This is a genomic window from Blastococcus sp. SYSU D00813, assembly GCF_054050735.1.
In genome coordinates this window covers 17187-41109 of the sequence record NZ_JBJGZX010000001.1, presented here as the reverse complement: position 1 = coordinate 41109, position 23923 = coordinate 17187, and the positions used below count along the sequence as shown (strand labels likewise).

Here is a 23923-nt window from a genome sequence, read left to right as displayed (position 1 = left end):
CCACCCCTCTCCCGGGGACGCGGTGCAGCCGTGGTCGGCGGCACCGGAGTCGGTGCGGCCCGAGGTGCTCCCCGGGCGCGATCAGGACAGTAGGGGCCGCCGCGGAGGGCGGTCAACGCAATTAACGGGCGCGTCCTCCGGACGCGGGACGGGCGTCGGACGCACCGTCGCGTCGGGACGATGTGTCCCCGGTCACTCGCTGACGGTCGCCAGCACGTCCTCGCCGTACAGCTCCAGCTTGCGGGCGCCGATGCCGGGCAGGCCGGCCAGCTCCCGCAGCGTCGCCGGGCGGGTCTCGGCGATGGCCTGCAGGGTCGCGTCGGGGAAGACGACGTAGGCCGGCACCGAGGCCGCCTGGGCCGCGGAGCTGCGCCAGGCGCGCAGCTTCTCGAACAGCTCGCCCGCCTCGCCGTCCAGGACGACCTTCGTCTTCTTCGGCTTGCGAGCCGGGACGGCCGCGGCCGCGTCGGGCGCCAGGCCGTCGAGGAAGCGGCTGCGCGGACGGCTGCGCCGGGCGCCGGGGTTGCGGGCCAGCGACCAGGACAGCGTCAGCTGCTCCCGGGCGCGGGTGACGGCGACGTAGAGCAGCCGCCGCTCCTCCTCGACGGCGTCGGGCCGGGCCAGCGACTGCGCGATCGGGACGACGCCGTCGACCAGGCCGACGACGAACACGGCGTCCCACTCCAGGCCCTTCGCGGCGTGCATCGAGGCCAGGGTGACGCCCTGGACCGTGGGCGCGTGCTGGGCGTCGGCGCGCTGCGCGAGGTGGCTCACGAAGCCCGCCAGGTCCAGCGACGGGTTCTCCGCCACGAGGTCGACGGCGAGGTCGACCAGCGCCGACAGCGACTGCCACCGGTCCCGCGCCGCGCCGCCGGCCGGGGGCCGGTGCTCGACCCAGCCGGTGGAGGCCAGCACGTCGCGCACGGTCGGGACCAGGGCGCCGGGCTCGGTGCCGCCGGCCGCGGCGCCGCGCAGCAGCAGCACCGCCTCGCGGACCTCGGGCCGCTCGAAGAACCGCTCGCCGCCCTTGAGGACGTAGGGCACCCCCGCATCGGTCAGCGCGTTCTCGTAGACCTCGGACTGGGCGTTGATCCGGAACAGGACGGCGATCTCGGCCGCGGGGGTGCCGGCGTCGACCAGCGCGCGGCAGGCCGCGGCGACCGCCGCGGCCTCGGCCGGCTCGTCCGGGTGCTCGGCGAAGCGCGGCGCCGGGCCCTCGGCGCGCTGGCCGAGCAGCCGCAGCCCCGGCAGCCCCTTCCGCCGCGGCGCCTGCCCGATCAGCTTGTTGGCCAGCGCGACGACCTGCGGGGTGGAGCGGTAGTCCCGCTCGAGCTTGACCACCTCGGCGTCGGGATAGCGGTCGGCGAAGCCGAGCAGGTAGTCGGGGTCGGCGCCGGTGAAGGAGTAGATGGTCTGGTTCGGGTCGCCGACGACGCAGACGTCGGCGCGGCCGCCGAGCCAGGCGTCGAGCAGGCGCTGCTGCAGCGGGTTGACGTCCTGGTACTCGTCGACGACGAAGTGCCGGTACTGCGCGCGGACCTGGCGGGCGACCTGCTGGTGCTCCTCCAGCGCGTAGGCGGTGACCAGCAGCAGGTCCTCGAAGTCCAGGGCGCCGTCGCGCTGCTTGGCCGCCTCGTACGAGGCGTACACCTGCGCCACGGCGGCGGCCTCGAACGGTGGCTCGCGACCGGCGGCCGCCGCTTTGGCCGGGTAGTCCTCGGGCGTGGCCAGCGTGGTCTTGGCCCACTCGATCTCGCTGGCCAGGTCGCGCAGGCTGGTGCGGTCGGTGGTCAGCCGGTGACGGGCCGCGGCGTTGCCGACCACCCGCAGCTTGTTCTCGATGAGCGGCGGCATCGGCCCGCCGAGCACCTGGGGGGCGAAGTAGCGCAGCTGCCGCATCGCCGCGGCGTGGAAGGTGCGGGCCTGCACCCCGCCGACGCCCAGGGACGCCAGCCGGGTGCGCAGCTCGCCTGCGGCCCGGGCGGTGAACGTCACGGCCAGCACGGTCTCGGGGGCGAACGCGCCGACGTGGACGCCGTAGGCGATGCGGTGGGTGATCGTGCGGGTCTTGCCCGTGCCGGCGCCGGCCAGGATGCAGACCGGTCCGCTCACCGCCGAGGCCGCCGCCCGCTGCTCGTCGTCCAGACCGGCGAGCACCGCCTCGCCGCCCCGCTCTCCCTCGCTCACGTCCCTGATCCTCCCAGCCGGGTGCGACGGGTCCGGGGAAGCATCCACAGCCGGGCGGTGTTGCCCGGTCGGGACGGCGGGACCGTCCCGTACCCGAACCACGTCAGCACCGGGAGGACCCCCTCGATGAGCGCCGCGACCGCCGCCGTGACCATGTACACCACCACCTGGTGCGGCTACTGCAACCGGCTCAAGAAGCTCATGCAGCGCGAGGGCATCGAGTTCGCCGAGGTCGACATCGAGGTGACCGAGGGCGCCGCCGACGTCGTCATGGCCGCCAACGGGGGCAACCGGACCGTGCCGACGCTCGTCTTCGCCGACGGCGTGGCCCTGACCAACCCCAGCATCGACCAGGTGAAGGCCCAGCTGGCGCAGCTGCCCGGCGCCTGAGCGCCACCCCCTCCGGGGCGCCGGTCCCCCGCGGACGCGGGGGGACGGTGCATCATCGGTGTCCGCACGGCCCCAGCGCAGCGGCCGCGTGCACCCGCGTTCCCCGCCCGGCCTCGGAGGTCGTCACGTGAGCAACCGTCTCGAGCACGCCCGCCGTGCCCCCGGCTGCCCGGACACCGACGGGGCCGTCGACGGGGCGACTGCGGTCTCGCCGGTGATGGTGGTGCGCACCGAGCGCGGGTGGTCGGTCGTGGCGCCGGAGGGCTCCGCGGACGTCGGCGACCTGCTGGAGGGCCTCTCGCTGGCCGACCTGCTGGCCGAGGCCGCGGGCGTGGTCCCCGAGCCCGACCGCAGCGCCCGCCGCGCCGCCCGCGGCCCGGCCACCGGCGAACCCGGGCCCGAGGTGGACCCGCGGGACGCCCGGCTGGCCGCCCTGGAGCGCACCGTCGCCCAGCTGGAGCACGCGCTGGCCGCCCGCGTGGCGACCGAGCGGGCCATCGGCGTCCTCGCCGAGCGCCACCGCACCACCCCGCGCTCCGCGTTCGAGCTGCTGCGCGGCGAGGCCCGCCGCAACGGGCGCCCGGTGCACGAGCTGGCCCGCGAGGTGCTCGCCGAGCTCGACGAGCGCCCCGCCGTCCCGCTCACCGCCGGCGCGGCCGACGCGCCCACGGAGGCGGCCACCGCGGCCGTCGCTCCCCCGGCCCCGCGCGCCGCCGGCGGACGGCGGACCCGTACCCGCTCGGGCGCCGTCGTCCCGGGGGACGGCCGCTCCTGACCCGCCCGGAACCGGTCACCCCCGACGGGCTGGTCGACCGCCTCGCCGGGCTGCTCGCCGCGGTGCCCCCCGAGCCGGGAGCGACCGCGCTGCGCGTCGCCGTCGACGGCCCGGACGCCGCCGACCCGGCCGCGCTGGCCGGCGCCGTCGCCGACCGGCTGCCCGCCCTGGGCCGGCCGGCCGCCGTGGTGCCCGCCCCGGGCTTCTACCGGCCGGCGTCCCTGCGGCTGGAGCACGGCCGCACCGACCCCGACGCGCGGTACACCGACTGGCTGGACGCCGGCGCGCTGTCCCGCGAGGTGCTCGACCCGCTGGGTCCCGGCGGCAGCGGCGAGTACCTGCCGGTGCTGTGGGACCTCGCCCGCGACCGCGCCGCCCGGGTGCCCCGCCGCCCCCTGCCGCCCGGCGGTGTCGTGCTGGTCGCGGGGTCGCTGCTGCAGGGGCTGGGGCTGGCGTTCGACGTCGTCGTCCACCTGCGCGTGGGGCCCGCCGCCCGGCGCCGCCGGACGCCGGACGCCGACGCCTGGCAGCTGCCGGCGTTCGACCGGTACGACGACGAGGTCGACCCCGTGGCGCTGGCGGACGCGGTCGTGCTGGCGGACTCCCCCGACCACCCCGCCCTGGTGCTGCAGGGGCGGTTCGCCGCGGCGCCCTGACCGGCCCTAGGAGGCCAGCCGGTCCCCCGCGGCCCGGTTGACCTCGGCCCAGAGCTGGTCGAGGGACAGGCCGACGACGCCGGCGATCGCGGCCACTGTCGGGAAGGCCGGCGTGGCCACCCGGCCGGACTCGATCTTGCGCAGCGTCTCGGGCGAGACCCCGGCGTCGAGCGCGGTGTGCAGCATCGAGCGCTCCCCGCGGGCCCGGCGCAGGAGGGCGCCGAGCCGCTGCCCGCGCTCGACCTCTTCCGGCGTGAGCGGCGACCTGACCACGGCGTGATTCTAGTACCGGGATAGTCTTACCGGGACAGTTCTCCCAGCCGCGAGAGGTGCCGCGTGATCGAGATCCTGGCCCCGACGGAGCTGCCGCGCGCCCGGGCGGCCGGTGCCCTGGTCGCCGGCATCCTGCAGACGCTGCGCAGTCGCTGCGAGGTCGGCACGAACCTGCTCGACGTCGACCGCTGGGCCCGGGAGATGATCACCGAGGCGGGCGCGCAGTCCTGCTACGTCGACTACGCGCCGTCCTTCGGGCGGGGCCCGTTCGGCCACCACATCTGCACGTCGGTCAACGACGCCGTGCTGCACGGGCTGCCGCACGACCGCGACCTGGCCGACGGCGACCTGCTCTCGCTGGACCTCGCCGTCTCCCTGCACGGCGTGGTGGCCGACTCCGCGATCAGCTTCGTCGTCGGCACGGCGTCGGCGGAGGACGCGCGGCTGATCGGCACGACCGAGCGGGCGCTGGCCGCCGGGATCGCCGCCGTCCGCCCCGGGGCCCGCATCGGGGACGTCTCCGCCGCCATCGGCGCCGTCCTCGGCGGGGCGGGGTACCCGGTCAACACCGAGTTCGGCGGCCACGGCGTGGGCTCGACGATGCACCAGGACCCGCACGTGCCCAACGCCGGGCGCGCCGGCCGGGGGTACACGCTGCGGCCGGGCCTCCTGCTGGCGCTGGAGCCGTGGGTCATGGCCGACACCGACGAACTGGTCACCGACGCCGACGGCTGGACGCTGCGCAGCGCGACGGGCTGCCGCACCGCCCACAGCGAGCACACGGTCGCCGTCACCGACGACGGCGCCGAGGTCCTGACGCTCGCCCGGCGCTGACCCCACCCGGCGCCGGCCGGCCTAGATCTCGCCGGCCACCCAGCGGTCGATGATGTTCCGCGCGATCGACACCGGCGGCGGCAGCGCCTTGGGCCCCTCGCCCGAACGCAGCTCGTCGCGGGTGAACCAGCGGGCCTCCTCGATCTCGGTCGGGTCGAGCCGCAGCGTGGGGTCGCCCTCGACGCGGGCGGTGAAGCCCAGCATCAGCGACTGCGGGAACGGCCACGGCTGGCTGGCGACGTAGCGGACGTCGGTCACGTGCACGCCGACCTCCTCGAACACCTCCCGCGCGACCGCGCCCTCCGCGGACTCCCCCGGCTCGACGAACCCGGCGAGGATCGAGAACCGCCCCGGAGGCCAGACCGCCTGCCGGCCGAGCACGCAGCGGTCGCCGCCGTCGTGGACGAGCATGATCACGGCCGGGTCGGTCCGCGGGAACAGCTCGGTGCCGGTGACCGGGTCCCGCTGCACCCAGCCGGCCTTCTCGATGGTGGTGGGCGAGCCGGACAGGGGGCTGAACCGCGCGCGGGCGTGCCACTCGAGGATCCCGATGGCCTGGGCGAGCAGCCCGGCGTCGAGGTCGTCGAGGTCGGCGCCGAGCTCGCGCAGGTCGTGCCAGCCGTCGACCTGCGCGCCGTCGACGGTGAGCGCCCGCTCGCCGCGCACGGCGGCGTAGGGCACGCCGTCGGCCTCCCCGAGGTACACCGCCCCCGTCGGCAGGGCCGGCTGCTCGGCCCACACCAGCCGCGGCCGGTCGCCGGCCCGGCGCACCGGGACGGCGCCGCGCGGGTCGACGGTGAGGACGCGCACCGGCCGGCCCCCCGCCGGGTCGGGCAGCGACCGGGCCAGGTGGGCGCGGTCGTGCGCGGAGCGGGAGAGGACCGGGGTCAGCCCCGTGGTGGGGCGGGTGTCCGCGCCCCAGGCGTCCGGCGGGTTGTCGGCCGGGGTGCTCCCCCCGTCGGGGACGCTCATGCGCCGTCCGGGGACTGCTCGGCGCCCGCCGCGACCTCGACCGGGCCGAGGACCCGCAGCGGCTCCGCGATCTGCCCGGCGTCGCCCACGACGACCGCGGTGAGCCCGTCGGGCGCGAGGTAGCGGCGGGCCGCCTCCTGCACCTCCTCGACGGTGACCGCGGCCAGTGCGCGCTGGTGCTCGGCCAGCCACTCCGGCGGGAGGCCGGCGCCGATGAGCGCCGAGACGGTGCTCGCCAGGCCGGCGTGCGTCGCCGTCGACAGCGCCATGCTGCCCAGGACGTAGCGGCGGGCGCCGTCGAGCTCGCCCTCCGTCACCGGCAGCAGCGCCATGCGGCCCAGCTCGTACACCGTCTCCAGCAGCGCCGGCCCGGTGACCTCGGTGGCGACGTCGGCCTCGACCAGGAAGGACGACGCCGCGGCCAGGTGGTCGACCGAGCTGCGCGGGCTGTAGGTGTAGCCCCGCCGCTCGCGGATGTTCTCCACCAGCCGGGAGGAGAAGTAGCCGCCGAAGACCATGTTGGCCAGCCGGACGGCGGCCAGGTCGGGGTCGGTGCGCCGGGGGGCGGGCCCGCCGAGCCGCAGGTTCGACTGCACCGCGCCCGGCCGGTCGACCACCTGCAGCGCCCGGTGCTCCTGCTCGGTGACCACGGGGGCGGTCACCGCCGACCCCTCGCCGGCCCAGCCGCCCAGGGCCGCGCCGACGGCGTCGACGGCCGCCTCCGGGTCGAGGTCGCCGACGAGCACCAGCGTGCTCCCCGCGGGGACCAGCCGCTCCCGGTGCAGCTTGCGCAGCGCGGTCGCGCGCACCAGGGCCACCTGCTCGGGGGCGGGCAGCTGCAGGGCGTAGGGGTGGGCGCCGTAGCGCCGCTCGGCCAGCGCGGTGCGGGCGATGACGCCGGGCTGCGAGCGGGCGATCGCGATCCGCTCGGCCACCCGCGCGCGCTCCGCCTCGACCTGCGCGTTCGGGTAGGTCGCGGCGGTCAGCAGCTCGGCGAGGACGTCGAGGACCGGCGTCAGGCCCTCGGCGAGCAGGGTGGTCGAGAACAGCACCCGGTCGGGGTCGGTGGAGACCGCCAGCTCGCCGCCCTGCGCCTGCACCAGCTGCGCGATCTCGGTCTGGTCGTGCCGCTCGGTGCCCAGCAGCACGGCGCCGGCGAGCACGGAGGCGCGGGCCGCGTGCTGGGCGGCGGCGCGGGCCGACCCGGCCGCGAAGGGCACCCGCAGCCGCAGCTCGATGAGCGGCACGCCGGGACGCGGGACGACGACGACGCGCAGCCCGGTGGGCAGCGTGCGGTCGGTGACCGCGAGCTCCGGCTGCGGGCGGGGCTCGCCCAGCGGGGGGACGAGGTCGAGGTCGAGCACCGAGGTCATCGACGTCCTCCCGTGGCCTTCAGCTCCAGGACCGCCACCGTGTCCGGGTCCAGGCCGCGGGCCGCGGTCTGCACCTGCTCCGGGGTCACCGCGGCGAGCCGGGCGGCGAGCTCGCCGGCCAGCTCGGCGCTGCCGTGCACGAGCTCGGCGGCGGCGAACCCGAGGGTGCGGCCGAGCACGCTGTCGGCCTGGCGCAGCAGCTGCGCCTCGGCGCGGGCCTGCACGCGGGTGAGCTCCTCGGCCTCCACGCCCTGCGCGGCCACCTCCCCGATCTCCTCGTGCACCGCGGCGACGACGGCGTCCACCGGCACGGACGCCGGGTGGTGCACCTGCGTGGTGAGCAGCGTGGCGTCGCGGACGTCGAACGGGTCGCCGAACAGCCCGACGTAGCTGCTCTGCGCGACGGCGAGGGAGTCGTCGTGCACCAGCCGGCGCTCGAGGCGGGAGGCGTCGCCCTCGCTGAGCAGCTCGGCCAGCAGGACGGTCCCGAGGTAGGTGTCGAGGTCGCCGACCGGGTCGGGCACCCGCCAGCCGAGCGCGACGGCGGGCGCGGGGGCCAGCCGGTCCTCGACGACCGCGGAGCGGACCGTGGTGGGCGAGGGCTCCCCGGTGGGCGGGGTCGGCGGGACGTCGCGGGCCTCGACCGCGCCGAACCAGCGCTGCACGAGCCGCTCGGTCTCGGCGACGTCGAGGTCGCCGCCGATGCAGAGGACGGCGTTGCCCGGCGCGTAGTACTTGTGGAAGAAGTCGGCGGCGTCGTCGACCGTCGAGGACTCCAGGTCGACGAACGAGCCGTAGCCGTCGTGGGTGTTGGCGAAGCTCTCGAACGCGACCGTCGGCAGCTGCAGCCAGGGGAAGGCGCCGTAGGGCCGGTTGAGCACGTTGACCCGGATCTCCTCCTTGACCACGTCGATCTGGTTGCGGAGGTTCTCGGCGGTGATCGCCGGCGCGGCCATGCGGTCGGCCTCGAGGAACAGCGCCCGCTCGAGCGCCTCCGACGGCAGCGCCTCGTAGTAGTTCGTGTAGTCCTGGTGGGTCGACCCGTTGAAGGTGCCGCCAGCGGCCTGCACCAGCCGGGCGTGCTCCATCTTCGGGACGTGCGCCGAGCCCTGGAACATGAGGTGCTCGAAGAGGTGGGCGAATCCGGTGCGGCCCTCGGGCTCGTTGCGCATGCCGACGTCGTAGAAGACGGTCACGGCCACGACCGGCACGCTGCGGTCGGGCGCCAGGACGACCCGCAGGCCGTTGTCGAGGCGGAAGCGCTGCACCGGGTGCCGGAGGATGAGGTCGGCCCCAGCTGCTGTCACGCTCCGACCCTATGCCTCTGTGGTCCTCCGGACCGCACCGCGGCCAGGTGCGGGCACCAGCCCGACGGAGACGGCTGCGAGGAAGCCGGGGACGTCCGCGCACCTGACGAGAGCCGCCCCTGCGCAGTGGTCGTGCCCGGTGGCGGGCCCGGAGGGTCCCCGCCGGGTGCGACGACAGGGCTCAGCGCCGCAGGGGGACGGCACCTGGCCGCGGTCGTCGGCCGGAGGCCGACGGTGTCAGAGCACGTCGACCGAGGCGATGACCTGGTCGATGACGCCGTAGAGCTCGGCGTGGGTGTTGGGGATGGACAGGTAGAGCAGGGCCGGCTGGGCGCGGCCGACGTCGACCAGCAGCAGCGCCGCGCGCTCGCCGGTCGCCTCGTAGCCCTCGACGTCCCAGCTGAGCTGGAACTCGATGAGGTGGGCCGGGGCGCCGTCGACGGTGAGCGCCTCGTCGCGGCGGATCTCCTGCTCGTTGGGCGCCGGGTAGTAGCTCACCCGCGCGCTGTCGACGACCTGCTGCAGCGTGGCCTCGAGGCTGCCGGGGCCGGCGTAGCCGAACTCGGGGGCGAGCGGCCCGGAGGTGCACTGGGCGATGAAGTTGCCGCCGGAGGGCACCTGCTCCTGGGTGATGAAGTACTGGCCCGCCGTCTCGGTGGTCTCCGACATCGGGAACAGGTCGTACTCGAACCAGCCGTCGCCCAGGTACGGGTAGGCGATGCCGGCGGCCTCGTCGATGATCCGCACGGTGCCCGGCGGGAACGCCTGGCCGGAGGGCACCGCCGGGTCGCCTGAGGCGCCGGGCTCGCCCGGGCTGCCTCCCCCGCCGCGGCCCACGAGCGTCGCGAGGACGACGACGAGCACCACGCCCAGCACCCCGAGTCCGACCCACCAGGCCACCCGGCCGCGGCGCGGCGGCGGCGCGCCGGCCGGCGCGTAGGTGACCGGGCGGGCGGGTGCGACCGTCGTCGCGGCGGTCGGCGCGGACTGCACGGCGACCCCGGGACCGGCCGGCGTGGTGACGTCGGACCAGGTCAGGCCGTTCCACCAGCGGACCATGCCGGGGGAACCGTCGGGGTCGGGGTACCAGCCCGCCGGCGCGGAGGGCTCGCCAGGTCCGGTCACGGGGTCAGGGTAGGAGATCAGATGCCGCGGTCGGCGTCGTCACCCCACCAGTTCCGGAGGTCGCCCAGCCCGTCCTCCCCACCGCCCCGCAGTTCCACGACGGAGTAGCTGCCGAGGTCGTCCCACGTCCAGGCGAGGACGGCGTCCCCCTCGTCGTCGACGTAGCAGGCCAGCGACCCCAGCTCCACGTCGTCGAAGTCGGTGAGGCGCAGCCAGCCCTGGGGCGTGTCGCCGGAGCCGCAGTCGAAGACGTCGTCGAGGCGCGCGAGCCCCCGGGCGTCGACCTCGGCCTGCAGCGCCTGCTCCGCGCCGTCGTCGGCGTGGAGCGCGTGCGTGCCGTCCGGGACCTCGGTGTCGTCGTCCCCGTCGGGACAGGTGAGGACGCGCAGTTCGCCGTCCCCGGGGTCCCCGGTGGTGCAGTCGGCCGGCGTGAGGTCGCCGGGCAGGGCGAGCGCGAGCAGCCGGTCGGCGGTCTCGGTGACGTCGTCGCCGGCGGCGTCGGCCCGCCGGTCGAGGACGACGACGAGCACGGCGAGGGCGACCGCGGCCGCGGTGAGCAGCGCGACGAGCACCCACGGCAGCGGGCTCCGGCGCCGCGGGGCCGCCGCGGAGGGCGTGGCGGGTGCGCCGACCACGGTGGGCGGGGCACCGGCGACGGACTGCCGGCGGGTGGCCGGCCGGTCGGCGCCGTCCCAGGAGAGCGGGGTGACGGCGGTGCGGTCGCCGTCCGGCGCGGGCACCTGCACCCCGCTGCCGGCGAGGGCCTCGCGGGCCGCGGCGGCCATGGCGCCGGCGCTCGGCCAGCGCTGCTCGCGGTCCTTGGCCAGTCCGCGCAGGACGACGGCGTCGAGCGCCGCCGGCACCCCCGGGCGCAGGCCGGACGGCGCCGGCGGCTCCTCGTGCAGGTGGGCGTACATCAGCCCCATCGGGTCGCCGGGGGCGAACGGGCGGCGGCCGGTGAGCAGCTCGAACAGCACGCAGGCCAGCGAGTACACGTCGGCGCGGCCGTCCAGCGGCTCGCGGGTGAAGCGCTCGGGCGCCATGTAGTCGGTGCTGCCCACGGCCAGCCCGGTGCCGGTGAGGCCGGGGCCGGTGGCCTCGGCGGCGACGCGGGCGATGCCGAAGTCGGCGAGGTAGGCGAAGTCCTCCCCCGGCGCCGAGCCGGCGAGGTCACCCCCGTCGGCGCGGCCGACGAGCAGCACGTTGGAGGGCTTGACGTCGCGGTGCACCAGGCCGCCGGCGTGGGCGGCGTCCAGCGCCCGGGCCACCTGCCCCACGACGTCCACCGCGCGGGCCGGCGCGAGCGGGCCGGAGCGGGCGAGCAGCGAGCCGAGGTCCTCGCCCTCGACCAGCCGCATGTCCAGGAAGAGCTGCCCCTCGATCTCCCCGTACCGGTGGATCGGGACGACGTGCGGCTCGTTGAGCCGGGCGGCGATCTGCGCCTCGCGGCGGAACCGCTCGCGGTAGTGCTCGTCGGCGGCCCACTGCGCGGGCAGCAGCTTCAGCGCGACGTCGCGCTGGTGCTCGGCGTCGTGCGCGCGCAGCACCTGCCCCATGCCCCCGCGGCCGAGCACCCCGAGGACGCGGTAGGGCCCGAACGACCAGCCCTCCAGAGACGAGCTCACCGGCGCGGCACCGCCGCGAGCTCCCGCCACAGGTGGGCCGCGGCCTCGGCGCCGCGGTGCAGCATCGACAGGAGCACCCGCTCGTTGGGCGAGTGGATGCGGTCGGTCGGCAGGCCGGCGCCGAGGAACAGCAGCGGCGCGCCGAGGACGTCGACCAGGTCGGCCTCCGGCCCGCTGCCGCCCTCGCGGGTGAAGAGCACGTCGGCGGGATCGCGGTCGAACGCCCGCCCGATGGCCGCGAGCAGGGCCGACATCGCCGGGGAGTCGAGGTCGCTGGCGCACGGCGAGACCCCGCCGGGCGGGGTGTGCACCTCGGCCTCGATGCCCGCGGGCAGGTGCCGGTCCACCCAGGCGCGGACCTGCGCGGCGACGTCCTCCGGGCGCTGGTCGGCGACCAGGCGGAAGGTGAGCTTGGCGTGCGCCTCGGCCGGGATGATCGTCTTGTGGCCGGGGCCGGTGTAGCCGCCCCACATGCCGTTGACCTCGGCCGTCGGGCGGGCGCCGATCCGCTCGAGGGTGCTGAAGCCCGCTTCGCCGGCGGTGGTGCGGGAGGCGGCCGGTCCGGCCAGCCAGGCCTGCTCGTCGAACGGCACGCGGGCCAGGAGCTCGCGCTCGCGGTCGGACAGCGGGCGGACGGCGTCGTAGAAGCCCGGCAGCGTGACCCGGCCCTGGTCGTCGTGCAGCGCCGCGAGCAGCGCGGCCATGGCGTGCAGCGGGTTGGGCACGCCGCCGCCGAACGACCCGGAGTGCAGGTCGACCGCGGGGCCGCGGAGGGTGATCTCGGCGTCGGCCAGGCCGCGCATCCCGACGACGGCGCTGGGCACGTCGGGGGCGACCATGCCGGTGTCGCTGACGACGACGACGTCGCAGGCCAGCCGCTCGGCCCGCTCGCGCAGCAGGGCGGCGAAGTGCGGTGACCCCGACTCCTCCTCGCCCTCGACCAGCAGCTTGACCGTGACCGCGGGGGTGTCGCGGCCGGTGGCGGCCAGGTGCGCCCGCAGGCCGAGCAGGTGGAACGCGACGTTGCCCTTGTCGTCGATGGCGCCGCGGGCGTGCAGCTCCGGCCCGTCCGGCCCCTCGACGACCGTGGGCTCGAACGGCGGGTGCTCCCACAGCTCCACCGGGTCGACCGGCTGCACGTCGTGGTGGCCGTAGACGAGCGCGACCGGGGCGCCGGCGTCGGCCGACGGCCACTCCGCGTAGACCGCGGGCGCGCCGGGGGTCGGCCAGATCTCGACGGTCGGGAAGCCGGTGCGGCGCAGCGCCCCGGCCAGCCACTCGGCGCTGCGCGCGACGTCGGGCGCGTGCGCCGGGTCGGCCGAGATGGAGGGGATGCGCAGCCACGCGTCGAGGTCGGCGTGCAGGTCGTCGAGGTGGGCGTGCACGAACGCGCGCTCGGGGCTGGTCACGGCTGCGACGGTAACCGGGCGGTCCGGCTAGCGTCTGGGGTGTGACGGCAGCCCTGGAGCGCGTGGACGTCGGCGACCTGACCTTCGACGTGCGGGCCGACGGCCCCGAGGACGGCCGGCCGGTGCTGCTGCTGCACGGCTTCCCGGAGACGTCGCTGTCGTGGGCCGCGGTGACGCCGCTGCTGACCTCGGCCGGGCTGCGCACCTACGCCGTCGACCAGCTCGGCTACTCCCCCGGTGCGCGACCTGCGGAGGTCGAGGCCTACGCGATGACCAACCTGGCGCAGGTGACCGCCGACCTGATGACCGCGCTCGACGCGCCGGTCGCCGACGTCGTGGGGCACGACTGGGGTGCCAACGCCGCCTGGGCCCTGGCCGCGTGGCACGGCGACCGGGTGCGCTCGCTGACCGCGGTGTCGGTGCCGCACCCGACCGCGTTCACCGCCGCGTGGCGCAGCGACCCCGAGCAGCAGGAGCGGTCGGCCTACATCCGGCTGTTCTGGCAGGAGGGCAAGGCCGAGGAGGTGCTGCTGGCCGACGACGCGCGCCGGCTGCGCCGGATGTTCGGCGGCGTGGTGCCCGAGGAGTCGGTCGACGAGTACGTCGCGGTGCTCTCGGCGCCGGGCGCGCTGACCGCGGCGCTCAACTGGTACCGGGCGATGAGCTCCTCGACGCCGGTGGACGACGTGGCCGTCCCGACGACCTACGTGTGGAGCGACGGGGACGTCGCGATCGGCCGGATCGCCGCGGAGGGGTGCGGCGAGTACGTGACCGGCGACTACCGCTTCGTGGAGCTGCCCGGGGTCAGCCACTGGATCCCCGAGGAGGCGCCGGAGGAGCTGGCCCGCGCGATCCTGGACCGCATCGCCTCCAGTTGAGCGCGGTTCAGGCCAGCGGCAGCTTCATCCCCACGTGGCTCGCCGTGAATCCGAGGCCCTCGTAGAAGCGGTGGGCGTCGGGGCGCGCCGCGTCGGTGGTCAGCTGGACCAGGACGCAGCCGCGGGCGCGGGCCTCCTCGACCGCCCAGGTGAGCAGCCGCCGCCCGACGCCGCTCCCCCGCTGCCCCGCCGCGACCCGGACCGCCTCGACCTGCGCCCGCTCGCCGCCCCGGCGGACCAGGTGCGGCAGGAACGACAGCTGGAGGGTGGCCAGGATCGCCCCGTCGTCGTCCTCGGCGACCACGAGCCGGTGCCGCGGGTCGTCCCGGATCGCGGCGAACGCCCGCCGGTACTCCTCGGGCAGCGGATCGGCCGGCCCCTCCCGCGTCGCGCCCAGGGTGTCATCGGCGTACATCGCCACGACCGCCGGGAGGTCGGTCTCGACGGCGTCGCGGATCCGCATCAGGCCGTGCCGCTGACCAGCGCGAGGAGCCCCGCCTCGTCGAGCAGGTCGACCGGGCGCACGGTCAGGTTCGCCCCGACGTGGTGGAAGCCGGCGCTGACCCGCTCGACCGGGACGCCGGTCAGCCGCGCCCAGCCCAGCCGGTAGGCGGCCAGCTGCACGCCCACCGCCGCGAGCTCCGCGCCGCGCGGCGGCGGGCCGGTCTTCCAGTCGATGACCTCGTAGTTCCCGGCCTCGTCGGCGAAGACGGCGTCGATCCGCCCGCGCAGGGTCAGCGGGCCCAGCGGCGTCTCGAACGGGACCTCGACCTCGACCGGCTGCCGGTCGGCCCACTCGCTGGCGAGGAAGGCCTCCTGCAGGTCGGCCAGCGAGCTGTCGGGCACCGCGAGCTCGTCGCCGGAGCCGGGCAGCTCGTCGAGGTCGAGCAGCCGGGAGGCACCGAAGCGCTCCTCCAGCCAGGCGTGGAACGCGGTGCCCCGGCGGGCCTGCGGCGCGGGCGCGGCCGGCATCGGCCGGCGCAGCCGCCGGGCCAGCTCGGCGGGGTCGCGGCGCAGCGTGACCAGGGCGGACACGGACAGGTGGGAGGGCAGGGGGACGTCGACCTGCGGGCGGTCGGTGCGGGCCCGCTCGCGCAGCAGCAGGTCGGCGTCGCGCACCCAGGAGTCGACCAGCGGGTCGTCGGCGCCCAGGCGCTCGGCCTGCAGCGGGTGCGGCTCGGAGGCGTCGACCAGCTGCGCCGCGGCGGTCAGCGCCCGGCGGCGGGGCTCGGACAGCGGGTCGGCCGGCCACACACCGACCGGCCACTCCTCCAGCGCCGGGTTGGTGGCGCCCTCGGCCGGCGGCTCGGCCCAGTGGACGACGACGCCGGCGCCGGCGGCACAGGCTCGGCGCGCGGTGTCGAGCAGCACCGAGGGGCCGCAGGGCTTCACGCCGTCGCGCCACCAGCTGCCCGAGCACAGCAGCAGGTGCCGGGCGCGGGTGACCGCGACGTAGCCGATGCGGATCTCCTCGGCGAGGCCGAACTCCTTCCACTCGGCCACGTAGTCCTCGAGGGCGGCCCGGACCACGGCCTGGTCGCCCGAGCCGGGCACCGGCAGTCGCAGCCGCGGGAGCTCCTCGCGGTCGGTCACCCGCAGGTCGACCGGGATGGCGCCCGGGTCCTTGATCCAGGAGTCGCTGCTGTCGGTCTTCGCCGGGAACTGGTCGGCGGTCATCCCGGGGACAGCGACGACGTCCCACTCGAGACCCTTCGCCGAGTGCCCGGTGAGCAGCTGCACGGCCTCGGGGTTGACGGCCACCTCGCCGGGCTCGAGGCCCCGCTCGCGCTCCTCGGCGTCGCGCAGGTAGCCGAGGAACGCCGGCAGCGACGGCAGCTCGGCCAGCTCGGTGAACTCGGCGGCGACGGTGTGCAGCGCGTCGAGGTGGGCCCGCGCGCCGGCCGGGCTCACGCCGGGGGCGCTGGCCAGCTCGGTCTCCAGGCCGAGGGTGCGGGCGACCTCGTCGACCAGGTCGGGCAGCGGGTCGCCGAGCCGGCCGCGCAGCCGGTCGAGCTCGGCGCCGAGCCGGCGCAGCCGGCGCCAGGCCGCGGCCGAGTAGGCGGACGGGTCGCCGAGGTCGTCGAGGGCCTCGACGATGCTGCCGCGCTCGCTCGGCGGCTCCGGCCGCTGCTGGGGGTCGGTGCCCTCGGCGGGCGTCACCGGCTTGCGGGCGTGCACCAGCGCGCGGGCGCGGGCCTCGAGCGCGGCCAGGTCCCGCGGCCCGATCCGCCAGCGGGCGCCGGTGAGCAGCCGGCCGAGCGCGTCGCCGGCGGTGGGGTCGACGAGCACGGTCAGCGTGGCGACGACGTCGGACACCTCGGGCACCTCGAGCAGCCCGCCCAGGCCGACGACCTCCACGGGGAGGTCCCGCTCGCGCAGGGCCGCCGCGATGGCCGGGAGCTGCTTGCGGGTGCGGACGAGCACCGCGACCGTCGGCCGCTTCCCGCCCTCCCGCACCGGGAACTGCGGGTCGGTGCCGTGCCAGCACGCGGCCAGCCGGTCGGCGAGCGCCGCGTTCTCCTCGGCGACGGTCTCGTACAGCCCGACGGTCACCGCGCCGCGGCCGGCCGTGGGCGCGGGAGCGAGGTCGGGCAGCTCCTGCGGCGGCGGGGGCAGCAGGCCGGAGACGGCGTTGGCGATCGCGAGCACCGACTCGTCGTTGCGCCAGCTGGTCGCCAGCGTCAGCCGCTGCGCCGGCTTCCCGCGGGCGCCGGGGAAGGTGCGGGCGAAGCGCTCGATGGTGCCGGCCGAGGCCCCGCGCCAGCCGTAGATGGACTGCCGCGGGTCGCCGACGGCCAGGACCGGGTGGCCGGTGGTGCGACCGAACAGCGCCTCGAGCATCCGCAGCTGGCCGACGCTGGTGTCCTGGTACTCGTCGAGCAGCACGACCTGCCAGCGGGCGCGCTCGCGCCGGCCGACCTCGGGGGCGGCGACGGCGATGCGGGCGGCGTGGCTCACCTGGTCGGCGTAGTCGATCGCGCCGGCCGCGCGCTTGCGGGCCTCGAACGCCTCGACCAGCGGCAGCAGCGCGACCCGTGCCCGCTGCCGGGTCAGCATCTCCAGCACCGGCGCGTACGGGCCCTTCTTGCGCGGTGCGTCGGGGTAGCCGGCGACCTGGTGCTCCAGCTTCGCCGTCCACGCGCGCAGCGCCGCGGGGGTCACGTCGTGCTCGCCGAGCTCGGCGGCCAGCGCCAGCACGTCCTCCACGGTGGAGACGAGCCCGAGCGGGACGTCGTCCATGTCGCCGGTGTAGCCGGTGACGACGGTGGCGGCCTGCCCCCAGCACATGGCCGGCCCGAGCACGCCGGCGCCGGGCTCCACGCCGATCCGCAGGCCGTGCTCGGCGACCAGGGCGGCGGCGTAGCCGTGGTAGGTCGACACCGTCGGCATCGCGATCGCGAGGCGCTCGCGCAGCTCCGGCTCGGTCTCCGGGTGGCGCGCCAGGGCGCCCAGCCGCAGCCGGATGCGCTCGTTGAGCTCGCTGGCGGCCTTGCGGGTGAAGGTCAGGCCGAGGATGGTCTCGGGCTCCACGACCCGGTTGGCGACCAGCCACGACACCCGGGCGGCCATGGTCTCGGTCTTGCCGGACCCGGCGCCGGCCACGACGACGAGCGGACGGTCGGCCGGCGCGGCCACGACCCGCGCCTGCTCCTCCGACGGCGCGTAGGACAGCCCGCACCGGGCGGCGACCTCGGCCGGGCTGAGCACCCGGCGCGGGGCGGGGGCCGGCTCCGGGGCACCGCCGAACAGGTCGTCGAAGGACAGCTGGTCCTCGGGCGCCGACGAGCGGGACCTCACGACGTCACCTGCCGGCCACGCTCCTGCAGCGGGCAGTTGCGCCGGGCCGGGCAGCGCGAGCAGTGGCTGCCGGTGCGCACCTCGAACGTCGCCGCGCCCATGCCCTCCCCCACCTGCGCCAGCAGCTCTCCGGCCCAGGTCGACTCCACCGGGACGCCGGCCGGCAGCGGCTCCTGGTGCTGCTCCTTGGCCTTGGCGCCCGAGCCGACCTGCAGCAGCGCCGCGCCGCCCGGGTCGCTGCCGTGCTCGCCGAAGGCCCCCGCGGCGATGGCCACCTGGTAGGCGGCGAGCTGGCCGTGGGTCTCGATGTCGCGGGCCGCGCTCTTGCCGGTCTTGAGGTCGACGACGACCAGCCGGCCCTCGGCGTCGCGCTCCAGCCGGTCCACCTGGCCGCGGATCCGCGCCCGGCCCAGGACGACGTCGAAGTCGGCCTCGGCGGCCAGCAGCTCGCGGCGGTTGGCCGCGTGCCAGCGCAGGAACCGGTCGAGCATGTCGTGCGCGGCCACCCGCTGGCGCTGGTCGGACCAGCCGGGCCCGAGGTCGAGCTGGTCGAGCTCGGCGGCCAGCGCGTCCCGCGCCTCGGCGGCCGGCAGCCCGTCGGCCACCCGCTGGGCGACCGCGTGCACCGCCGACCCGACCGTGCGGGTGGCGTCGGGCGAGGCCTCCGCGCCCACCGCGCCCAGCACCCACCGCAGCGGGCAGCGCTGGAAGGTCTCGATGGCCGAGGGCCGGACCCGCACGGTCAGCTCCTCGGGGACCAGCGGCGCGTCGTCGGACAGCGGTGCCAGCCCCCACCAGTCGTCGGGCGAGGCGCCGGGCACGCCCTCGTCGGCCAGCCGGCGCAGCACCGCGGCCGCGGCGGTCCGGCGCGCCGGCGGGGTCTGCGGGTCGGTGACCGCCCGGCGCAGCTCGGCCACCAGCGCGGGGAGGGTGAGCGAGCGCGGCAGCGCGGTCAGCGGCCGGCCGTCCTCGGGCGGCGGGGCGACCAGGTCGAGGAAGCGTGAGGCGGTGGCGCCGGCGTCCGCTCCGTCGAGCGCCCCCTCGACCGCGGTGACCAGCAGCCGGCGGCGGGCCCGCGTGCAGGCGACGTAGAACAGCCGCCGCTCCTCGGCCAGCGCCAGCGTCCGCCGGTCGACCGCGGCGCCGTCGATGCCGGCCGCGCGCTCCACCAGCAGCTCGGTGGCCAACAGCGAGCCGCGGTCGCGCAGGTCGGGCCACAGCCCCTCCTGGACGCCGGCCACGCACACCACGTCCCACTCCAGGCCCTTGCTGGCGTGCGCGGTCAGCACGCGGACCGCCTCGGGCGTGGCGGCGCGGGCGGCGCCGGTGTCACCGGGTAGCTCCTGGGCGGCGAGGTGCTCGACGAAGGCCCGCACGTCCGCCGAGGGCAGGCGGTCGACGAAGCCGGCGGCGGCGTCGAACAGCGCCACGACCGCGTCCAGGTCGCGGTCGGCCACGGCGCCGGCGGCCCCTCCGGCGGCGCTGGCCCGCGCCCACCGGCCGGCCAGCCCGCTGCGCTGCCACATCGCCCAGAGCACGTCCTCGGCGGTGCCGCCCGCGGCCAGCGACGCCCGCCCGGCGGCGAGCACACCGGCCACGCGCGCCGCCGGTCGCGCGACGTGCTCGGGCAGCTCGGCGAGCAGGAACTCGTCGGTCAGGACGGTGGCCAGCGGCACCCCCCGCTCGGCGGCGTCCACGCCGCGCCTGGCCAGCGCGATCCGCACCGCACGGCGCAGCCGGCGCAGGTCGAGCACGGTGGCGCCGCCCAGCGGCGAGGCCAGCAGCGCCTCGGCGGCGGGCTCGTCGAGCGGCAGCTCCCCCGCCGCGACGCCGGGCCGCGGCAGCAGCACGGTCAGGGCGCCGAGGAACGGGGCGACCGCCGGCTGCGCGTGCAGCGGCAGGTCGTCGGCGGAGACCGCGACCGGCACCCCGGCGGCGGTCAGCGCGCGCCGCAGCGGGCCCAGCGCGAGCGCCGTGCGCACCACGACCGCCATCTCCGACCACGGGACGCCGTCGAGCAGGTGCGCGCGGCGCAGCGCGTCGGCGACGTAGGCGGCCTCGACCGCGGTCGAGGCGAAGACGTGCACCTCTGCCGCACCCGGGTCGGTGCCCTCGGCCGGCTGCAGGCGCCGGTGCTCCCAGGGCCCGGGCAGGCCCTCGGCGACCCGGCGGCTGATCGCCAGCAGCTCGGCGCCGGAGCGGCGGCAGACGCCCAGCGACAGGCGGGCGGCGGGCCGGCCGTCGGCGTGCCGGAAGCGCTCGGGGAACTCCACGATGCCCCGCGGCTCGGCCCCCCGGAAGGCGTAGATGGCCTGGTCGGGGTCGCCGACGGCCACCAGGTCGCCGCCGCCCCCGGCGAGCAGCTCCAGCAGCTCGACCTGGGCGGGGTCGGTGTCCTGGTACTCGTCGACGAACAGCCAGCGGGCCCGGTCGCGCTCGGCGCGCAGCAGGTCGGGGTCGGCGGCCAGCTCCGCGATCGCCGCCCGGACCAGCTCCGCCGGGTCGTAGCCGGAGGCGTCACCGCGCCCGGCGGTGGAGAAGGCGGTGACCGCCTCGTACTGCTCCTGGAAGGCCGCCGCGTGCACCCACGCGTCGTGGCCGAGCTCACGCCCCCACGCGGCCAGCACGTCGGCGCCGACGCCGCGTTCGGTGGCCCGCAGCAGCAGCTCGCGCAGCTCGGTGCGGAACCCCGCCGTGGTCAGCGCCGGGGTCAGCGACTCCGGCCAGCGGACCGCGCCCTCCTCGGCGAGGTCACCGCGCAGCAGCTCGGCCACGACGGCGTCCTGCTCGGCGGCGGTCAGCAGCCGCGGCGGCGCCTCCCCGCGCAGCAGCGCCGCCCGGCGCAGCACCCCGTAGGCGTAGGAGTGGAACGTGCGCGCCAGCGGCTCGCGGATCGTGCGGCCGACCCGGGCGGTGATGCGGGTGCGGAGCTCGGCGGCGGCCTTGCGGCTGAAGGTCAGGACGAGGACCTGCTCGGGGTCGACCCCGCGGTCGATGCGCGCGGCGACCGCCTCGACGATCGTGGTCGTCTTCCCCGTGCCGGGTCCGGCGAGCACCAGCAGCGGGCCGCCGGGGTGGTCGACGACCGCCTGCTGGGTCCGGTCGAGCCGCGGCCGGACGACCGGCGGCGCGTCGGCCTGCACGAGCCGGTAGACCGGCTCGACGTCCCCCCGCACTGCCACGTCCCCATGGGAACACGGGGTGCCGACAGTCCCGCGGAGCCCGCGCTCAGCCGACGACGAGGCCCCACGGCTCGGTGGCGACCTCGTCGGCCTCGGCGCGGGTGAGCGTGCCGACGTCCACCAGCCGGTCGAGCACGTGCGCCTGCCGGGCCGCCGCCCGCTCGGGGTGCTCCAGCGGGTCGTAGGCGCTGGGCGCCTGCAGCAGGCCGGCCAGCAGCGTCGCCTGCGCCCACGACAACTGGTCCGGCGCCAGCCCGAAGTAGCCCTCGCTCGCCGCGGTGACGCCCCAGAAGCCGTGCCCGAGGTAGGCGGCGTCCAGGTACATCCGCAGGAGCTCCTCCTTGCTCCAGTGCGCGTCCAGCTCCACCGCCAGGACGACGGACCGGACGCGGGCCAGCAGGTCGTCGGCGCCGTCCTCGTACAGGTTCCTGGCCAGCTGCTGCGGCAGCGTGGACCCGCCCAGGTCCCGGCCGGTGACCACGCCCCACGGCGCCCGGAGCGCTCCGCGCCAGTCGACGCCGACGTGGCCGGCGAACCGGCTGTCCTCGGTGGCCAGGACGGCGAGGGTGACCCGCTCGGGCAGCTCTCCGGTCAGCGCGGGGGCACCGTGGCCGGCCAGCAGCGCGTCGACCCGGTCGCGGGCGTCGCCGACCCCCGGGGTGGCCAGCCAGGCGGCGGCCGCCAGCACCGGCGCGAGCAGGAGGCCGGCCAGCCCCGCGGCCGCGGTCCGCCGCAGCAGGCGCCTCCTGCGCGGTCGGCGGGCCGGGGCGGGTGGCTCGAGGAGGGTCGTGTGCATGCCCGCAGTCCATCGCCGCAGGCCACCGCGGCGCGTCGGCCGGCGGGACGATCGTGGCCGGGCCCGGGTCAGCCCGCGGGTGGACGGCGGGTCAGTCCGGCCAGCCCACCGCGGCCAGGTCCACCCGGCCGCCGCGCACCGGCACGCCCTCGCCCGCGAGCAGCTCGAGCTGGCGGGCGCGGACCGGCTCGGCCGCCGTCCCGTCGGCGCGCACGACGCGGTACCAGGGCACCGCTCCCCCGCCGGAGCTCAGCGTCCGCGCCACCCGCCGGGGGCCGACGCCGACCAGCCGTCCGATCGCGCCGTAGGTGCTCACCCGGCCGGGCGGGATGGCCTCGACCGCGTCGAGGACGGCTTCGTCGACGTCGGCCGCGTCCGGCACGGTCATCCCCGGCGGCCGAGACGGGCGAGCACCCGCGCCTGCTCGGAGGCCCCGCCGGGCACCTCCAGCGGCGGGTCGAAGAACCCGGGCAGCCCGTCGTCGGGGAGCCGGTCGGCCAGCACGGCGGCGGCGCGCAGCAGGGCGGGGTCGATCCGCTCGTCGCCGCCCGTTGCGCGGGCGAGGTCCCAGCCGTGGACGACGAGGTCGGCGGTCAGCTCCTCGACGTACTCGCGCACCGGCGTCGGCCCCCGGGACAGGTGCACCGTGCCGTGCAGGTCGCTCGTGGCCAGGGCCGCCAGCGCCTCGTCGGCGGCGGTCTCCCAGGCGGTCAGCGGGTCGTCGCCGAGCAGGTCGGCGGTGGCGTGCGAGAAGCGCGGCTCGACCTGGTCGGCCGGGTCGCCGGCGAGCAGGTCCGGGATCCAGCGGGCCTCGTCGACGAGGTGGGCGACCAGGTCGGCGACCGTCCAGCCGGGCAGCGCCCCGTCGTCCCACTGCCCGGCCTCGACGGCGTCGACCCGGTCGGTGAACGCGTTCTGCGCGCGCTGGAAGAGCTCGATCAGGGAGGCGTCGTCCGGGGAGGGCACGCCTCCAGTGAACATCGCCCCGCCGACACGACGAGGGCCCGGCCTCCTGGACGGAGACCGGGCCCTGGCCACGCGGTGGAACGGCCCCCTCGCAGGGTCCCGGCCCGAGCGGAGCGGGGGTCGGGGCGAGGAGGTCCTCCTAGTAGGTGGGCAGCGTCTTGTCGATGCGGGTCGCCCAGGCGGTCACGCCGCCCTGGACGTGGACGGCGTCCTTGAACCCGGCGTTCTTGACCGCGGCCAGCACCTCGGCGGAGCGGACGCCGGTCTTGCAGTGCAGCACGATCGGCTTGTCCTGCGGCAGCTGCGCCAGCGCCCGGCCGGAGAGCAGCTCGTCCTTGGGCACGAGCTTCGCGCCGGGGATCGACACGATCTCGTACTCGTTGGGCTCCCGGACGTCGATGAGCTCGAAGTCCTTGCCGGCGTCCATCATGTCCTTGAGCTCGTCGACGGTGATCGTCGCGCCGGCCGCGGCCTCCTGGGCCTCGGTGGAGACGACGCCGCAGAACGTCTCGTAGTCGATGAGGCCGGTGATCGGCTCGCCCTCGGGGTCCTTGCGCACCTTGATCGTGCGGAAGGTCATCTCCAGGGCGTCGTAGACCATCAGCCGGCCGAGCAGCGTCTCGCCGATGCCGGTGATGAGCTTGACCGCCTCGGTGGCCTGGATGGCGCCGATCGTCGCGCAGAGGACGCCGAGCACGCCGCCCTCGGCGCAGCTGGGGACCATGCCGGGCGGCGGCGGCACCGGGTAGAGGTCGCGGTAGTTGGGCCCGTGCTCGTCCCAGAACACCGACACCTGGCCGTCGAACCGGTAGATCGAGCCCCACACGTAGGGCTTGCCGAGCAGCACGCACGCGTCGTTGACCAGGTAGCGCGTGGCGAAGTTGTCGGTGCCGTCGACGATCAGGTCGTACTGGCTGAAGATCTCCATCACGTTGTCGCTGTCCAGCCGCGTCTCGTGCAGGCGGACGTCGACGTAGGGGTTGATCTCCTTGATGGAGTCCCGTGCGCTCTCGGCCTTGGACCGGCCGACGTCGGAGGCGCCGTGGATGATCTGCCGCTGCAGGTTCGACTCGTCGACGACGTCGAACTCGACGATCCCCAGCGTGCCGACGCCCGCGGCGGCCAGGTACATCAGCACCGGCGAGCCGAGCCCGCCTGCGCCGACGGCGAGCACCTTGGCGTTCTTCAGGCGCTTCTGCCCGTCCATGCCGACGTCGGGGATGATCAGGTGCCGGCTGTAGCGGCGGACCTCGTCGATCGACAGGTCGTCGGCGGGCTCCACCAGGGGTGGCAGGGACACGCGTGCTCCTCAGGTCGCGGACAGCGGCCCCTCCCGGGACCGGCGTTCGTTCGCACAACAGCGTCCCAGAGGCAGTT

The 23923-nt window shown here is 76.8% G+C and carries 20 protein-coding genes; 5 read left to right on the top strand and 15 right to left on the bottom strand.

Annotated features, from left to right (window positions below; translation table 11 throughout):
* Positions 1 to 192 precede the first annotated feature (192 nt).
* Positions 193 to 2187 carry an ATP-dependent helicase gene (locus ACI8AX_RS00200; protein WP_456547772.1) on the bottom strand — a complete coding sequence of 665 codons (1995 nt, stop codon included), beginning with the start codon at positions 2185 to 2187 and terminating at the stop codon, positions 193 to 195.
* Positions 2188 to 2313: 126 nt separating this feature from the next.
* Here ACI8AX_RS00200 and ACI8AX_RS00195 point away from each other — a divergent pair, with 126 nt between their 5' ends.
* The 3 genes from ACI8AX_RS00195 to ACI8AX_RS00185 all read left to right on the top strand — a co-directional run bounded on the left by ACI8AX_RS00195 (position 2314) and on the right by ACI8AX_RS00185 (position 4008).
* Positions 2314 to 2577, top strand: coding sequence for a mycoredoxin (locus tag ACI8AX_RS00195; RefSeq protein ID WP_456547771.1), 264 nt, complete (start codon positions 2314 to 2316; stop codon positions 2575 to 2577).
* Positions 2578 to 2704: 127 nt separating this feature from the next.
* Complete coding sequence (locus tag ACI8AX_RS00190) at positions 2705 to 3352, top strand: ANTAR domain-containing protein (protein WP_456547770.1); 648 nt, start codon at positions 2705 to 2707, stop codon at positions 3350 to 3352.
* Between the two features lie 62 nt (positions 3353 to 3414).
* Complete coding sequence (locus tag ACI8AX_RS00185; RefSeq protein WP_456547769.1) at positions 3415 to 4008, top strand: uridine kinase; 594 nt, start codon at positions 3415 to 3417, stop codon at positions 4006 to 4008.
* 6 nt (positions 4009 to 4014) lie between these two features.
* Here the strand turns inward: ACI8AX_RS00185 and ACI8AX_RS00180 are convergent, their stop codons facing one another.
* A complete protein-coding gene (locus ACI8AX_RS00180) occupies positions 4015 to 4281 on the bottom strand; it encodes a helix-turn-helix transcriptional regulator (RefSeq protein WP_456547768.1) in 267 nt (88 codons plus the stop codon).
* Positions 4282 to 4344: 63 nt separating this feature from the next.
* Here ACI8AX_RS00180 and map point away from each other — a divergent pair, with 63 nt between their 5' ends.
* The gene (map, locus tag ACI8AX_RS00175; protein ID WP_456547767.1) at positions 4345 to 5115 is read left to right on the top strand and encodes a type I methionyl aminopeptidase; all 771 of its coding nucleotides are present in this window, start codon (positions 4345 to 4347) and stop codon (positions 5113 to 5115) included.
* Between the two features lie 21 nt (positions 5116 to 5136).
* On the opposite strand, the gene nudC is transcribed toward map, so the two are convergent.
* From nudC to ACI8AX_RS00145, 6 genes are all read right to left on the bottom strand, one after another.
* On the bottom strand, positions 5137 to 6087 hold the full coding sequence (nudC, locus tag ACI8AX_RS00170; protein ID WP_456547766.1) for an NAD(+) diphosphatase: 951 nt from the start codon (positions 6085 to 6087) through the stop codon (positions 5137 to 5139).
* On the bottom strand, positions 6084 to 7460 hold the full coding sequence (locus tag ACI8AX_RS00165; protein ID WP_456547765.1) for a M16 family metallopeptidase: 1377 nt from the start codon (positions 7458 to 7460) through the stop codon (positions 6084 to 6086). The genes nudC and ACI8AX_RS00165 overlap by 4 nt, the downstream gene beginning before the upstream one ends.
* A complete protein-coding gene (locus tag ACI8AX_RS00160; RefSeq protein ID WP_456547764.1) occupies positions 7457 to 8767 on the bottom strand; it encodes a M16 family metallopeptidase in 1311 nt (436 codons plus the stop codon). The genes ACI8AX_RS00165 and ACI8AX_RS00160 overlap by 4 nt, the downstream gene beginning before the upstream one ends.
* A gap of 237 nt (positions 8768 to 9004) precedes the next feature.
* On the bottom strand, positions 9005 to 9892 hold the full coding sequence (locus tag ACI8AX_RS00155) for a DUF2510 domain-containing protein (protein WP_456547763.1): 888 nt from the start codon (positions 9890 to 9892) through the stop codon (positions 9005 to 9007).
* 17 nt (positions 9893 to 9909) lie between these two features.
* Positions 9910 to 11517: a serine/threonine-protein kinase gene (locus tag ACI8AX_RS00150; RefSeq protein ID WP_456547762.1), complete on the bottom strand. Its 1608-nt coding sequence runs from the start codon at positions 11515 to 11517 to the stop codon at positions 9910 to 9912.
* Complete coding sequence (locus ACI8AX_RS00145) at positions 11514 to 12926, bottom strand: dipeptidase (protein ID WP_456547761.1); 1413 nt, start codon at positions 12924 to 12926, stop codon at positions 11514 to 11516. The genes ACI8AX_RS00150 and ACI8AX_RS00145 overlap by 4 nt, the downstream gene beginning before the upstream one ends.
* 41 nt (positions 12927 to 12967) lie before the next feature.
* On the opposite strand from ACI8AX_RS00145, the gene ACI8AX_RS00140 reads away from it, so the two are divergent.
* Positions 12968 to 13804 carry an alpha/beta fold hydrolase gene (locus ACI8AX_RS00140; protein WP_456547760.1) on the top strand — a complete coding sequence of 279 codons (837 nt, stop codon included), beginning with the start codon at positions 12968 to 12970 and terminating at the stop codon, positions 13802 to 13804.
* A gap of 7 nt (positions 13805 to 13811) precedes the next feature.
* On the opposite strand, the gene ACI8AX_RS00135 is transcribed toward ACI8AX_RS00140, so the two are convergent.
* The 7 genes from ACI8AX_RS00135 to moeZ all read right to left on the bottom strand — a co-directional run bounded on the left by ACI8AX_RS00135 (position 13812) and on the right by moeZ (position 23846).
* Entirely contained in the window at positions 13812 to 14267 is a 456-nt protein-coding gene (locus ACI8AX_RS00135; protein ID WP_456547759.1) for an N-acetyltransferase family protein, read from the bottom strand.
* Positions 14267 to 17602 carry an ATP-dependent helicase gene (locus ACI8AX_RS00130; RefSeq protein ID WP_456547758.1) on the bottom strand — a complete coding sequence of 1112 codons (3336 nt, stop codon included), beginning with the start codon at positions 17600 to 17602 and terminating at the stop codon, positions 14267 to 14269. Before ACI8AX_RS00130 ends, ACI8AX_RS00135 begins: the two co-directional genes overlap by 1 nt.
* Positions 17599 to 20784: an ATP-dependent helicase gene (locus tag ACI8AX_RS00125; protein ID WP_456547757.1), complete on the bottom strand. Its 3186-nt coding sequence runs from the start codon at positions 20782 to 20784 to the stop codon at positions 17599 to 17601. Before ACI8AX_RS00125 ends, ACI8AX_RS00130 begins: the two co-directional genes overlap by 4 nt.
* 46 nt (positions 20785 to 20830) lie before the next feature.
* Complete coding sequence (locus ACI8AX_RS00120; RefSeq protein WP_456547756.1) at positions 20831 to 21580, bottom strand: biosynthetic peptidoglycan transglycosylase; 750 nt, start codon at positions 21578 to 21580, stop codon at positions 20831 to 20833.
* Between the two features lie 91 nt (positions 21581 to 21671).
* Positions 21672 to 21968 (bottom strand): MGMT family protein, encoded by a 297-nt coding sequence (locus ACI8AX_RS00115; protein WP_456547755.1) that lies wholly within the window; start codon positions 21966 to 21968, stop codon positions 21672 to 21674.
* Positions 21965 to 22546 (bottom strand): TIGR03086 family metal-binding protein, encoded by a 582-nt coding sequence (locus tag ACI8AX_RS00110; protein WP_456547754.1) that lies wholly within the window; start codon positions 22544 to 22546, stop codon positions 21965 to 21967. Before ACI8AX_RS00110 ends, ACI8AX_RS00115 begins: the two co-directional genes overlap by 4 nt.
* Before the next feature lie 139 nt (positions 22547 to 22685).
* Positions 22686 to 23846, bottom strand: a complete 1161-nt coding sequence (moeZ, locus tag ACI8AX_RS00105) for an adenylyltransferase/sulfurtransferase MoeZ (RefSeq protein WP_456547753.1) — start codon at positions 23844 to 23846, stop codon at positions 22686 to 22688.
* Positions 23847 to 23923: the final 77 nt, after the last annotated feature.